This is a genomic window from Micromonospora sp. CA-248089, assembly GCF_050948515.1.
GTDB lineage: Bacteria > Actinomycetota > Actinomycetes > Mycobacteriales > Micromonosporaceae > Micromonospora.
In genome coordinates, this window is record NZ_CP192016.1 from 5,160,383 (window position 1) to 5,172,995 (window position 12,613).

Annotated in this window: 12 protein-coding genes; 5 read left to right on the plus strand and 7 right to left on the minus strand. The window is 73.0% G+C overall.

Going from position 1 to position 12,613, the window contains the following annotated elements; genetic code table 11:
• Window positions 1-26 precede the first annotated feature (26 nt).
• The gene (locus ACQP26_RS24145; protein WP_269707019.1) at window positions 27-413 is read left to right on the plus strand and encodes a globin; all 387 of its coding nucleotides are present in this window, start codon (window positions 27-29) and stop codon (window positions 411-413) included.
• Window positions 414-420: 7 nt separating this feature from the next.
• Here ACQP26_RS24145 and ACQP26_RS24150 read toward each other — a convergent pair whose 3' ends face one another.
• The 4 genes from ACQP26_RS24150 to ettA all read right to left on the minus strand — a co-directional run bounded on the left by ACQP26_RS24150 (window position 421) and on the right by ettA (window position 3,929).
• Window positions 421-1,005 (minus strand): YbjN domain-containing protein, encoded by a 585-nt coding sequence (locus ACQP26_RS24150; protein ID WP_269704505.1) that lies wholly within the window; start codon window positions 1,003-1,005, stop codon window positions 421-423.
• 131 nt (window positions 1,006-1,136) lie between these two features.
• Entirely contained in the window at window positions 1,137-1,799 is a 663-nt protein-coding gene (locus ACQP26_RS24155) for a hypothetical protein (protein ID WP_281576963.1), read from the minus strand.
• On the minus strand, window positions 1,796-2,239 hold the full coding sequence (locus ACQP26_RS24160; RefSeq protein ID WP_269704503.1) for an acyl-CoA thioesterase: 444 nt from the start codon (window positions 2,237-2,239) through the stop codon (window positions 1,796-1,798). The genes ACQP26_RS24155 and ACQP26_RS24160 overlap by 4 nt, the downstream gene beginning before the upstream one ends.
• A 13-nt stretch (window positions 2,240-2,252) precedes the next feature.
• On the minus strand, window positions 2,253-3,929 hold the full coding sequence (gene ettA / locus ACQP26_RS24165) for an energy-dependent translational throttle protein EttA (protein ID WP_269704502.1): 1,677 nt from the start codon (window positions 3,927-3,929) through the stop codon (window positions 2,253-2,255).
• 214 nt (window positions 3,930-4,143) lie between these two features.
• On the opposite strand from ettA, the gene ACQP26_RS24170 reads away from it, so the two are divergent.
• The 4 genes from ACQP26_RS24170 (at window position 4,144) to otsB (ending at window position 8,943) form a co-directional block, all read left to right on the plus strand.
• On the plus strand, window positions 4,144-4,425 hold the full coding sequence (locus ACQP26_RS24170) for a hypothetical protein (protein ID WP_269704501.1): 282 nt from the start codon (window positions 4,144-4,146) through the stop codon (window positions 4,423-4,425).
• Window positions 4,418-4,804, plus strand: a complete 387-nt coding sequence (locus ACQP26_RS24175; RefSeq protein WP_433494074.1) for a hypothetical protein — start codon at window positions 4,418-4,420, stop codon at window positions 4,802-4,804. Before ACQP26_RS24170 ends, ACQP26_RS24175 begins: the two co-directional genes overlap by 8 nt.
• Window positions 4,805-4,945: 141 nt before the next feature.
• Complete coding sequence (locus ACQP26_RS24180; protein ID WP_269704499.1) at window positions 4,946-6,346, plus strand: alpha,alpha-trehalose-phosphate synthase (UDP-forming); 1,401 nt, start codon at window positions 4,946-4,948, stop codon at window positions 6,344-6,346.
• Complete coding sequence (otsB, locus tag ACQP26_RS24185; RefSeq protein ID WP_269704498.1) at window positions 6,343-8,943, plus strand: trehalose-phosphatase; 2,601 nt, start codon at window positions 6,343-6,345, stop codon at window positions 8,941-8,943. The genes ACQP26_RS24180 and otsB overlap by 4 nt, the downstream gene beginning before the upstream one ends.
• Before the next feature lie 187 nt (window positions 8,944-9,130).
• Here the strand turns inward: otsB and cobA are convergent, their stop codons facing one another.
• Genes cobA through cobC form a run of 3 tightly spaced genes read right to left on the minus strand, consistent with a single transcriptional unit; the run spans window position 9,131 to window position 12,539 of the window.
• Complete coding sequence (gene cobA, locus ACQP26_RS24190; RefSeq protein ID WP_433494075.1) at window positions 9,131-10,390, minus strand: uroporphyrinogen-III C-methyltransferase; 1,260 nt, start codon at window positions 10,388-10,390, stop codon at window positions 9,131-9,133.
• Window positions 10,387-11,457, minus strand: a complete 1,071-nt coding sequence (cobT, locus tag ACQP26_RS24195; protein ID WP_433496192.1) for a nicotinate-nucleotide--dimethylbenzimidazole phosphoribosyltransferase — start codon at window positions 11,455-11,457, stop codon at window positions 10,387-10,389. The genes cobA and cobT overlap by 4 nt, the downstream gene beginning before the upstream one ends.
• Entirely contained in the window at window positions 11,457-12,539 is a 1,083-nt protein-coding gene (gene cobC / locus ACQP26_RS24200) for an Rv2231c family pyridoxal phosphate-dependent protein CobC (RefSeq protein ID WP_269704496.1), read from the minus strand. The genes cobT and cobC overlap by 1 nt, the downstream gene beginning before the upstream one ends.
• Window positions 12,540-12,613 lie beyond the last annotated feature (74 nt).

Here is a 12,613-nt window from a genome sequence, read left to right on the forward strand (position 1 = left end):
GAAGGGTGACTTCCCCAGGCGAGTCGATGCCCCTCTTCGAGGCGATCGGCGGCGAACCGGCCTTCCGCAAGCTGGTGGACGAGTTCTACGCCGGCGTCGCCGACGACCCGCTGCTGCGGCCGATGTACCCGGAGGAGGACCTCGGCCCGGCGGCGGACCGGCTGACCCTGTTCCTCATGCAGTACTGGGGTGGCCCGCACACCTACTCGGAGCAGCGCGGCCACCCGCGGCTGCGGATGCGGCACGCCCCGTTCCGGATCGGCGCGGCCGAGCGGGACGCCTGGCTGCGCCACATGCGCCGGGCGGTGGACACGCTCGACCTGCCGCCGCAGATCGCCGCCGCGCTGTGGGACTACCTGGAGCGGGCCGCCTACTTCATGGTGAACGCGATGGAGGACCCGGCCGCGGGCTGAGCCCGGCTCAGAGCAGGGCGCCCTCGTCGTGCAGCCAGTCGACGAACGTGACAGCGACAGCGGCGCCGCAGTCGAGCATCTCGACCAGCAGCGCGTCGTGGGCGCCGGCGCCGAGCGGGACCTGCAACTCGGCGTAGATCGGGAGCTGACCACGCTCGGTCGGGTCGCCGATGTACGCCTTGCAGAAGCGCCGGGTGTGGTTCCACTCGTTCACCACCCGGTAGGCCCGGTCGGCCCAGTCCGGCGGGACGGTCGCGTGCGGGCGGGCGCGCATCACCAGGATCTCGTCCTCCGGACCCTCCAGTGCGACGAGCACCGCGTGCCGCTCCCACATGGCCAGCAGGTTGCCGTCGCCGTCGGCCAGATAGCGCACGTCCAGCAGGTCGAGCGCGTCGCAGACCCGGCTCAGGGTGACCGGAGCGACGGTGGCCGGCATGTCCGTGAGGACCGGACGCTCGGGTGGCGCCACGTCGTCCCCCGGCTGCCGAGGGGTCGGTGGTCCGACCCGGATGGTGTCATCCACTGTGGTCCCGCTTCGAGTCTCCGGCTCCCCGCCAGCGGCGGGACCAGGGCGCCATGACCACCACGGCATCGCTCGCGCACCTCACTCCCCAGCGGATCCGGACGCCTACGGTGCGTTGGATCCGAGGATGGACGGTACCCGGACAGACGGCTTGAGGCATCCCCCCAACGACCGCCCCAAACCGGAAGGACGAACCGGGGTCATCCTTTCGGATGACCACCTGTCGGCCTGAGTGCAAGATCGGCGACGGACCGCGACCAGGCCGACCCGAACGGCCCGACGAGCCCGACCCATCGACCAGCCGCCCGCACCTGAACGTCGTCCTCGCCGGTGCCGAGGAAACCCATCCGGACCAGCGCCTGGACCAGTCGCTGCGACACCTCCACCGGATTGCCCGGCGCCTCGTCCGGGGTCACCACCACGGCGACGTGGTCCAGCAGCGCGTCCCGCAGCACCCGCTGCCCGACCGCACGGCCGCCCACGCCGTGCGCCGCCGCCTCGCGCAGCGTCAGGGCCGCCGCGTCCGCGATCCGGAGCAGCTCGGCGCCGGGCAGCGCCTCCACCGCCCGGCTCGCCGCCGGTGGCAGCTGCCACCGCCAGCCGTCGTCCCGGCGTACCGGAAGCGCCGCGCCCCCGGCGGAGAGTTCGGCCAGTAGCTCCCCCGCAGCCACCGTGACGTCACCGGGAGCGGTGCCGGGCACGGTACGGACCACGAGCACACCCCACGGCAGGCGCGCCCAGAGGGCGGTACGGCCCGCGCCCGGCACCGGCCGCAGCCGGACCACCGTGGCCGGGTCGAACCGGACCAGCCGGGCCAGGAAGGCCCCGGCGTCGGCCGTTCCGGTCAGCCCGTGCCCGGTCATCCGCTCAGCCCCGGCGCGTAGCGGAGCAGGAACGCCCGCTCCTCCGGCGAGATCCGGCGCGGGCGCTGCGCCGACAGGTCGAACGGCACCAGCAGCGAGCGGGCGGTGCCGGCCAGCGTGTCGCCGTCGTACAGCTCGTACGCGACCGAGAAGGACGCGGCCCGGATCTGGTCGACCCACAGCTCGATCCGGACGGTCGGGGCGGCCTCCGCGCTGGCCCGGCCGAGCGCGTAGTCGACCGGGCGCAGGTAGTCGACCTCGTGCCGGCGGATGACCACCCCGTCGGCGAACGAGCCCACTCCCCACGCCCGGCCGCCGGCGAACATCATCGCCACCCGGGCCTCCTCGTAGAGCGTGAGGAAGCGGGCGTTGTTGACGTGCCCGTACGCGTCCAGGTCGGACCAGCGCAGCGCGCAGTGGTAGACGAACCGGTCAGACAAGGGTCAGCACCGGTCAGTCGCGGGTGAGCTTGCGGTAGGTCACCCGGTGCGGCCGGGCCGCCTCGGCGCCGAGACGGTCGACCTTGTTCTTCTCGTACGCCTCGAAGTTGCCCTCGAACCAGAACCACTTCGCCGGGTTCTGGTCGTCGCCCTCCCAGGCCAGGATGTGCGTGGCGACCCGGTCCAGGAACATCCGGTCGTGGGAGATCACCACGGCGCAGCCGGGGAACTCCAGCAGCGCGTTCTCCAGGCTGGACAGCGTCTCCACGTCCAGGTCGTTCGTCGGTTCGTCGAGCAGGATGACGTTGCCGCCGATCTTCAGCGTCAGCGCCAGGTTGAGCCGGTTGCGCTCGCCGCCGGAGAGCACCTTCGTCGGCTTCTGCTGGTCCGGCCCCTTGAAGCCGAACGCGGCGATGTACGCCCGGGACGGCATCTCGACCTTGCCCACCATGAGGTGGTCCAGCCCGTCGGAGACGACCTCCCAGACCGTCTTGTCGCCGTCCAGGCCCTGCCGGTTCTGGTCGACGTACGACAGCGAGACGGTCTCGCCGACGCGCACCGAGCCGCTGGTCGGCTGCTCCAGCCCGACGATGGTCTTGAACAGCGTGGTCTTGCCGACGCCGTTCGGGCCGATGATGCCGACGATGCCGTTGCGGGGCAGCGAGAACGACAGGTTGTCGATCAGCACCCGGTCGCCGAACGCCTTGGTGAGGTTCTGCGCCTCGATCACGGTGTTGCCCAGGCGCGGGCCCGGCGGGATCTGGATCTCCTCGAAGTCCAGCTTCCGGGTCTTCTCCGCCTCGGCGGCCATCTCGTCGTAGCGGTCCAGACGGGCCTTGGACTTGGTCTGCCGCGCCTTGGCGTTCGAGCGGACCCACTCCAGTTCCTCGGAGAGCCGCTTCTTCATCTTGGCGTCGCGGCGACCCTCGACGGAGAGCCGGGCGGCCTTCTTCTCCAGGTAGGTGGAGTAGTTGCCCTCGTACGGGTACGCCCGCCCGCGGTCCAGCTCCAGGATCCAGTTGGCCACGTTGTCCAGGAAGTACCGGTCGTGGGTGATCGCCAGGACGGTGCCGGCGTACTTGGCCAGGTGCTGCTCCAGCCACTGCACGCTCTCCGCGTCCAGGTGGTTGGTGGGCTCGTCGAGCAGCAGCAGGTCCGGTGCCTCCAGCAGCAGCTTGCACAGCGCCACCCGGCGGCGCTCACCACCGGAGAGCGTGGTGACGTCGGCGTCCGGCGGCGGGCAGCGCAGCGCGTCCATGGCGAGTTCGAGCTTGGAGTCGATGTCCCACGCGTCGGCCGCGTCCAGCTCCTCCTGGAGCTTGCCCATCTCCTCCATCAGCTCGTCGGAGTAGTCGGTGGCCATCTGCTCGGCGATCTTGTTGAACCGCTCCAGCTTGGCCTTGGTCTCGGCGACCGCCTCCTCGACGTTGCCGAGGACCGTCTTGGCGTCGTTGAGCGGCGGCTCCTGCGCGAGCATGCCGACGGAGTAGCCGGGCATCAGCCGGGCCTCGCCGTTGCTGGGCCGGTCCAGCCCTGCCATGATCTTGAGGAGGCTGGACTTACCGGCGCCGTTCGGACCGACCACCCCGATCTTGACACCCGGCAGGAAGTTCAGCGTCACGTTGTCGAGCACGACCTTGTCGCCGTGCGCCTTGCGCGCCTTGTCCAGGACGTAGATGAACTGGGCCACGGTGCGGGCTACCTCCGTCGGTTGCGATCGCGGGCTTGTCGGGTGCGGGGCGCGGGCGTCGATCTCCGCCTGCCACCGCCGGCCGGGAGCCGGCCGCGCGCACGCCGCCGTCAATCCTGACAGGTACGGACCGCCACGCCCACATCACCCCACCCCAGGGGTACGGCGGCGAGCCGCGTTGCCGACCACGGTACTACTCGCTAACGTCTTCAGTATGACCAAGAAGATCGCCATCAGCGTCCCCGACGACGTGGCCGAACGACTGGCCCAGGAGCCGAACGTCTCCGCGTTCGTCACCGAGAGCGTGCGGCGGCGGATGGCGGGCGAGCGCACCCGGCACACGCTCCGGCAGGTCGGCTTCCGGCTGTCCGACGGCGGGCTCGCCGACGCGGGCCACGCGCTCGACGAGGCCCAGGCGAAGATCACCCCGGAGCTGCGCGCCCGGGCCGCCGCACTGCTGAGCGAGCCGTCACGTGGACGGCTGACCCGTGACTGACCCCGGGCTGGTGCTCGACACCGCCTGCCTGCTGGCCTACTCGGAAGGCACCGAGGCGATCGGGGAGCAGATCGCGTCGGTCGCGGATCGGGGGCAGACGGTGATCGTGCCGGCGCTGTGTCTCGCCGAGGCGTACCGGCAGGTGGCCGTCGACGGCTGGCGCCTGCTGGACATCCTCGGCGAACTCGACCACGTGGTCGTCACGCCGGTGGCGCACGACATGTGCATGTTCCTCGGCGGCTGGTCGCGCACGCTCCTGAGCACGGACCTCGCCCAGGTGGCGCTGGAGGCCGCGCGGGCCACCACACCGATCATGAGCGACCGGCGGGAACTGCTCGGTGAGGTGCTGCCGAAGGAGTGGCCGATCATCGACCTCTGAGCCTTCGGTGTCGACAAGATCACGCGGTGGGTTCGGCGGTTCTGGGACGGGTAGGTAACTCCGGCACGGGGGATCAGACGCCGCAGCTACGCTCAGTACGCTCATCGCGGTGGACCCGTCAGTACCCGGAGGTGGCCGATCGTGACCGTCCGTAGCTCCTTTGTCGTAGTGGCCAACCGTCTGCCGGTCGACGAGGTGAGCACACCCGAGGGACGCCAGTGGCGGCGCAGCCCCGGCGGGCTGGTGACCGCGCTGCACCCGGTGCTGGCCGAGCACCAGGGCACCTGGGTGGGGTGGGCCGGTGGCACCGGCGCCGCGCCCGAGCCGTTCGACCTGGAGGGCATCCGGCTGCACCCGGTGCCGCTGAGCGCCGAGGAACTGGAGCGCTACTACGAGGGCCAGTCGAACGCGACCATCTGGCCGCTCTACCACGACGCCGTCGAGACGCCCGCCTACAAGCGGCGCTGGCGCGAGGCGTACCGATTGGTCAACGCCCGGTTCGCGGAGGCCGCAGCCGACGTCGCCGCCGAGGGCGCGACGGTCTGGGTCCAGGACTACCAGCTCCAGCTCGTGCCGGCGATGCTCCGCGAGCTGCGGCCGGACCTGCGGATCGGCTTCTTCCTGCACATCCCGTTCCCGCCGATCGAGCTGTTCATGCAGATGCCGTTCCGCACCGAGATCCTGCGTGGACTGCTCGGCGCGGACCTGGTCGGCTTCCAGCAGCGGCTGGCGGCGCAGAACTTCGTCCGGCTGGCCCGGCACCTGCTCGGCCTGCGCTACGAGGGCCAGATGATCCAGGTCGACGGCCGGCAGGTGAAGGCGGGCGCGTTCCCCATCTCGATCGACACCAAGGAGATGGAACGGCTGGCCGAGGACCCGGCGATCCAGGCCCGGGCCAAGCAGATCCGCGAGGAGCTGGGCAACCCGAAGACGATCATCCTGGGCGTCGACCGGCTCGACTACACCAAGGGCATCGAACTCCGGCTGAAGGCCTTCCGAGAACTCCTCGCTGACGGAAAGTTGACAGTTCCGGACGCGGTTATGGTGCAGGTCGCCACGCCCAGCCGCGAGCGTGTGGAGCACTACCAGGCACTTCGGGTGAAGGTGGAACGCGAGGTTGGCCGGATCAATGGTGAATTCGGCCGGGTCGGCGTGCCTGCAGTGCATTATCTGCATCAGTCGTACAGTCGCTCCGAACTGGCCGCGATGTACGTCGCGGCCGACGTGATGATGGTGACCCCGCTGCGAGACGGAATGAATCTGGTGGCCAAGGAGTACGTCGCATCGCGCGCCGACCAGGGCGGCGCGCTCGTGCTCAGTGAGTTCGCCGGCGCCGCGACAGAGCTGCGCCAGGCGTTCCTGTGTAATCCGCACGACCCGGACGCGGTGAAGGACGCGTTGCTGCGGGCCGTGCATGTCGAAAAGCCCGAAGCCCGCCGCCGGATGCGCGTCATGCAGCGCCATCTGCGCAGCCACGACGTGGGCCAATGGGCCAAGTCGTTCCTCAGCGAGCTCGGCGTCCCCGATTCGGAGGCTGCGTGACCTCGCCCGCCCCCGCCGCCGCCCACGGCGGCGTGCTGGATCCCGAACTGCGTGCCGCCATCGGCCGTATCGCCCGGGTTCCGCAACTCCTGGTCGCCTGCGACTACGACGGCACGCTGGCGCCGATCGTCGAGGACCCGAGCAAGGCGGTGCCGCTGCCCGAGTCGGTGGCTGCCGTCCGCGCGCTCGCCGCCCTGCCGCAGACGAGCGTCGCTGTCGTCTCCGGCCGCGCCCTGCGCGACCTGGCCACACTGTCCCGGCTGCCGAGCGAGGTGCACCTGGTCGGCAGCCACGGTTCGGAGTTCGACATCGGCTTCGTCGAGCGGCTCACCCCCGAGCTGATCGCGGTCCGGCACCGGCTCCGCGAGGCACTGCGCGAGATCGCCGCCGAACACCCGGGCATCCGCCTGGAACGCAAGCCGGCCAGCGTCGCCGTACACACCCGCGGTGTCGACCCGCACGTCGCCGCCCGGGCCGTCGAGGCGGTCCGCAGCGGCCCCGCGACCTGGGAGGGCGTGACAGTCACCCAGGGCAAGGAGGTCATCGAGCTGTCGGTGGTGGTGACGAACAAGGGCACCGCCGTCGACCAGCTCCGCACCCAGCTCGCCGCGAGCGCGGTGCTGTTCATCGGCGACGACGTCACCGACGAGAACGCGTTCGGCAACCTGACCGGGCCGGACGTCGGCATCAAGATCGGCCCCGGGGAGACCCGCGCCGACTACCGGGTGTCCGAACCGATCGAGGCGGCCCGCGCGCTCGGGCTGCTGCTGGAGACGCGGCGGCACTGGCTGTTCGGCGAGCGGGCGGTGCCGATCGAGCGCCACTCGATGCTCGCCAACGGCCGTACCGTCGCGCTCGTCACGCCGGAAGCCAAGATCACCTGGCTGTGCCACCCGAAGCCGGACTCGGCGGCGATCTTCGCCGACCTGGTCGGCGGCAGCCCGGCCGGGCACTTCACGGTCGGGCCGGAGCGCGGCGGCATCCCGCTGGGCCAGCGCTACCGCAGCAACACGATGACCGTCGAGACCCGCTGGTCCGGCCTGACCGTGACCGACTGGCTCGACCTGCCGGTACGGGAGACCACGCCGGACGACCCGGTCGTGGTCAGCGGCGACTCGACACTGGTCCGGGTGCTCAGCGGCACCGGGCGGGCCCGCGTCGAGTTCGCGCCGCGCCCCGAGTTCGGCCAGGTGGCGGTGCAGCTCCAGCCGCTCGACGACGGGCTGCTGGTGCTCGGCTCCAACGAGCCGGTCGCGCTGCACTCCCCCGGCGTCGAGTGGGAGGTCACGAACGACGCCGGGTACGAGACCGCGAAGGCGGTCGTCGACCTGTCGGCGGCCGGCGGCCAGGTGGTGCTGGAGCTGCGCTTCGGCACGCAGAGCCTGGAGCCGCACCGGTTGCCGGTGCACGAGCGGCAGGCCGCCGCCGAGCAGCCCTGGAAGGACTGGGTGGCCTCGCTGCGGCTGCCCGCCACCGCCCGGGACCTGGTCGCCCGCAGCGCGCTGACGCTGCGCGGGCTCTGCCACGAGCCGACCGGCTCGATCCTCGCCGCGGCCACCACGTCGCTGCCGGAGGAACTGGGCGGTGTCCGCAACTGGGACTACCGCTACTGCTGGCTGCGGGACGCCGCGATGACCGCCCGCGCGCTGGTCGACCTCGGCTCCACCGAGGAGGCCGAAGGGCTGCTGCGCTGGATCGACGGCGTGGTCGAGCGCACCGGCGGGCACCCGGAGCGGCTGCACCCGCTCTACACCGTGGACGGTTTCGAGCTGGGTGCCGAGGCGGTCATCGACACGCTGCCCGGCTACGCCGGCTCCCGGCCGGTACGCGTCGGCAACCTCGCCAACCACCAGCTCCAGCTCGACGTCTTCGGCCCGGTCGCGGACCTGATCGCGGCGGTTGCCGACGCCCGTGGCTCGATCCGCGACGACGAGTGGCGGGTGCTGGAGAACATGGTCGAGGCGGTACGCCGCCGCTGGCACGAGCCCGACCACGGCATCTGGGAGGCCCGCCTCCCCCCGCGGCACCACGTCTTCTCCAAGGTCATGCTCTGGATGACGGTGGACCGGGCGCTGCACGTCGTACGCCGACACGGTGGCGAGGACCGGCCCGAGTGGGTCGAGCTGCGCGACCGGATCGCCTCGAACGTGCTGGAGCACGGCTGGCACCCGGAGGCCGAGGCGTACAGCGTCGCCTACGGGTACGAGGAGATGGACGCCTCGTCGCTGTGGATCGGCATCTCCGGGCTGCTCGCCGGCGACGACCCGCGCTTCCTCTCCACCGTGCTCAAGATCGAGGCGGAGCTGCGCAGCGGTCCGGTCGTCTACCGGTACCACTGGGACGACGGCCTGCCCGGCCGGGAGGGCGGCTTCCACATCTGCACGTCGTGGCTGATCGAGGCGTACCTGCGCACCGGTCGCCGGACCGACGCCGAGGAGCTGTTCACCCAGATGGTCGACACGGCCGGGCCGACCGGACTGCTGCCGGAGCAGTACGACCCGCTGGCCGAGCGCGGGCTGGGCAACCACCCGCAGGCGTACAGCCACCTCGGCCTGATCCGCTGCGCCCTGCTGCTGGACAACATGCTCAAGCAGTAGAGCCCGTACGAGGGCGGCGGCGGGGACCGGAAAGTCCCCGCCGCCGCCCTCGTCCCGTCCCGCCCCGGCCCGGCCCGGCCCGGCGATCTTGCAGTTGCGGCCCGGGCAAAAGTGGTGGAAACAGGCATCCTGCGGGCACAAAGTGCAAGATCGACGCGCTCGGGCGGGTGAGGCTGCGTACGGCGGGTCAGGTCGGGGTGGCGGGGGTCAGGGCGTGCACGACGTCGCCGACCACGACGATCGCGGGCGGGCGGAGCGCGGCGGCCTCGACGTCGGCGGCGACCGCGCCCAGCGTGGAGCGCAGCGTCCGCTGGGCGGCGGTGGTGCCCTCCTGGATCACCGCGGCCGGGGTGTCCGCCGGCTTGCCGTGCGCGATCAGGGTCGCGGCGATCGCGGCGAGGTTCTTCAGGCCCATCAGGATCACGAGCGTGCCCCGCAGCCCGGCCAGGGCGTCCCAGCGCACCAGCGACGCGGGCGCGTCGGGCGCGAGGTGCCCGGAGACCACTGTGAACTCGTGCGCCACGCCCCTGTGTGTCACCGGCACCCCGGCCACCTCGGGCACCGCGATCGCGCTGCTCACGCCCGGCACCACTGTTACCGGCACGCCCGCCTCGGCACAGGCCAGCAGCTCCTCGCCGCCGCGGCCGAAGACGTACGGGTCACCGCCCTTGAGCCGGACCACCGTCCTGCCGGCCCGGGCCCGGTCCACCAGGATCCGGTTGATCTCCTCCTGGGCACGCGACGGGCCGTACGGGATCTTGGAGGCGTCGACCAGCTCGACGTCCGGGCGCAGTTCGTCCAGGAGCAGGCCGGGCACGAGCCGGTCGGCGACGACCACCTCGGCCTCGGTGAGCAGTCGCCACCCCTTCACGGTGATCAGCTCCGGGTCGCCCGGCCCGGCGCCGACGAGCGCGACCCGCCCGCCGGTGTTAAGAGGGGCCCCTTCCTCTACCGCAGGCGTTAACAGGGGGCCCTTCCTTCCGAGCAGGGCGCGGATGGCGTCTCGGGTCGCCATCGCTCGGCGGGGGTCGCCGCCGCCGAGGACCGCCACGGTGACCGGGCCGTGCCGGGTCACCGCCGGGGTCCACGCGCTCGCCGCCGTCCGGTCGTCGGCGCGTACGCAGAAGATGCGCCGCTCGGCCGCTGCCGCGCTGACGGCAGCGGCGGCGGCCCGGTCGTCCACCGCCACCTGGACCAGCCACGCGCCGTCCAGGTCGCCGGGGACGAACCGGCGCGGCTCCCAGTGCAGCCGTCCGGCGTCGACGTGCGCGCGCAGCGCCGGGGTCAGTTCGGGCGACACCAGCAGCACGTCCGCGCCGGCGTCGAGCAGCGCGGGGACCCGCCGGGTGGCGACCGCTCCCCCGCCCACGACCACCACGCGCCGTCCGCCCAGCCGCAACCCCAGGGGGTACGGGCTGGGCGGCGTCGGCCCGGCCGGCTCGGTCACTTCTCCGCCACCCCGGCGGAGTCGAACGTGGCGACCTCGTGCAGTACCCGGACCGCGCCGGTGACCACCGGCAGGGCGAGCAGCGCCCCGGTGCCCTCGCCGAGCCGCAGGCCCAGGTCGATCAGCGGTTCCAGGCCGAGGTGCCGCAGCGCCGCCGTGGCGCCGGGTTCGGCGCTGCGGTGCCCGGCGACCATGGCGCCCACGGCGTCCGGCGCGAACGCGGCGGCGGCGAGCGCGGCGCTCACCGCGATCACGCCGTCGAGCAGCACCGGCACCCGGCGGGCGGCGGCGCCGAGGATCAGGCCGGCCAGCGCGGCGTGCTCCAGGCCACCGACGCTCGCCAGCACGCCCAGCGGGTCGGCCGGGTCGGGCTCGTGCCGGGCCAGCGCGGCCCGCACCACAGCCAACTTGCGGGCGTACGTCTCGTCGTCGACCCCGGTGCCCCGACCGGTGGCCGCCTCGGCGTCCGCGCCGGAGAACGCGGCGATGAGCGTGGCCGACGGGGTGGTGTTGCCGATGCCCATGTCGCCGGTGAGCAGGATGCCCGCCCCGGTGTCGATCAGCTCGCCGGCGACCCGGATGCCGGTCTCGACGGCCGTACGGGCCTCGTCCCGGGTGAGGGCGGCGGTGACAGTCATGTCGCGGGTGCCGGCGCGGACGTTCGCGGACACCAGGCGCGGCCCGGCCGGGTCGGCGGATTCGGCGCCGGGGATCGGGGTTGCCACGCCGACGTCCACCACGGTGACCGAGGCGCCGGCCTGCCGGGCGAACGCGTTGACGACCGCGCCGCCGGCCAGGAAGTTGGCGATCATCTGCGCGGTGACCTCCTGCGGCCACGGGGTCACGCCCTGGGCGTGCACGCCGTGGTCACCGGCGAAGATCGCCACCGCGGCCGGCTCGGGCAGCGGCGGCGGGCAGGCGCCGGCCAGCCCGGCGAGGCGTACCGAGAGCGGCTCCAGGGCGCCGAGCGAGCCGGCGGGTTTGGTCAGCCGCCCCTGCAACTCGCGGGCCGCCGCCATGGCGGCCTCGTCCAGCGGCCGGACGGCCGCGACGGTGGACTCCAGCATCATGCCTCCAGGATCCGTGCCAGCGTCTCGATGAACGCGTCTGTGGTGCTTCGGTCGCGTACGGCGATCCGGAGCCAGTCCGGGCCGAGCCCGGGGAAGGTGTCGCCCCGGCGTACCGCCCAGCCGTGCGCGCGCAGCCGCTCGCGTACGTCGGCGGCGCCGGCCACGTGGATCAGGACGAAGGCGGCGGCCGGGCGGCCCGCCACGCGTACCCCGGGCAGGCCGGACAGGCGGGTCACCAGGTGGTCGCGGTCGGCGGCGAGTTCGGCGGCGATGGCGCGTTCGGCGGTGACGGCGGCCGGCGTGGCGCAGGCGGTGGCGGCGGCGAGCGCCGGGGTGGAGACCGCCCAGAGCGGCTGCGCGGCGGCGAACCGGGCCAGCAGCGCGGCGTCGCCGAGCAGGTAGCCGATCCGCAGCCCGGCGAGGCCCCAGGTCTTGGTGAGGCTGCGCACCACCACCAGCCCGGGGAGGTCGCGGCGCCCGGTGAGGGACTCGGGCTCGCCGTCGACGCCGGGTGCGGCGGTGGTGTCGGCGAACGCCTCGTCGACCACGAGCACCCGGCCGGGACGGGCCAGCGCGGCGATCGTGTCCGCCGGGTGCAGGACCGAGGTCGGGTTCGTCGGATTGCCGATCATGACGAGGTCGGCGTCGTCGGGGACGCGGGCCGGGTCGAGGCGGAAGCCGTCGGCGGGGTCGAGCAGCACCCGGTCCACCCGGTGCCCGGCGGCCCGGAGCGCGGCCTCCGGCTCGGTGAACTGCGGGTGCACCACCACGGGGTGGCGGACACCGGACAACGCGCGGGCGATCAGGACGAAACCCTCGGCGGCGCCGGCGGTGAGGAGTACCTCCTCCGGGGGTCGCCCGTGCCGGTGAGCGACGGCGGCGCGGGCCGGTGCCGGGTCCGGGTACGCGGCCAGGTCGCCCAGCGCGGCGGTGACCGGGTCGGCCAGCCAGTCCGGCATCGGGGCGCGGCGCACGTTGACCGCCAGGTCCACCAGGCCGGGGGTGACCTCGGCGTCCCCGTGGTGGCCCAGGTCCGGCTCGTCGAGCGCGGCGGCGCTCCCGGTCGATGGTGCGGGCATGTCCGCGATCCTGCCGGGTAGCCGCCGCCCGGGACAGCGCATCCCGGCGTGGGTCGCGTCACGGTCCGCCGGTT

Coding starts and splice junctions, on each gene's coding strand:
- ACQP26_RS24145 (WP_269707019.1), top strand. CDS start 27: ATGCCCCTCTTCGAGGCGATCGGCGGCGAACCGGCCTTCCGCAAGCTG.
- ACQP26_RS24150 (WP_269704505.1), bottom strand. CDS start 1,005: ATGCCGTGGTGGTCATGGCGCCCTGGTCCCGCCGCTGGCGGGGAGCCG.
- ACQP26_RS24155 (WP_281576963.1), bottom strand. CDS start 1,799: ATGACCGGGCACGGGCTGACCGGAACGGCCGACGCCGGGGCCTTCCTG.
- ACQP26_RS24170 (WP_269704501.1), top strand. CDS start 4,144: ATGACCAAGAAGATCGCCATCAGCGTCCCCGACGACGTGGCCGAACGA.
- cobT (WP_433496192.1), bottom strand. CDS start 11,457: ATGCTGGAGTCCACCGTCGCGGCCGTCCGGCCGCTGGACGAGGCCGCC.
- cobC (WP_269704496.1), bottom strand. CDS start 12,539: ATGCCCGCACCATCGACCGGGAGCGCCGCCGCGCTCGACGAGCCGGAC.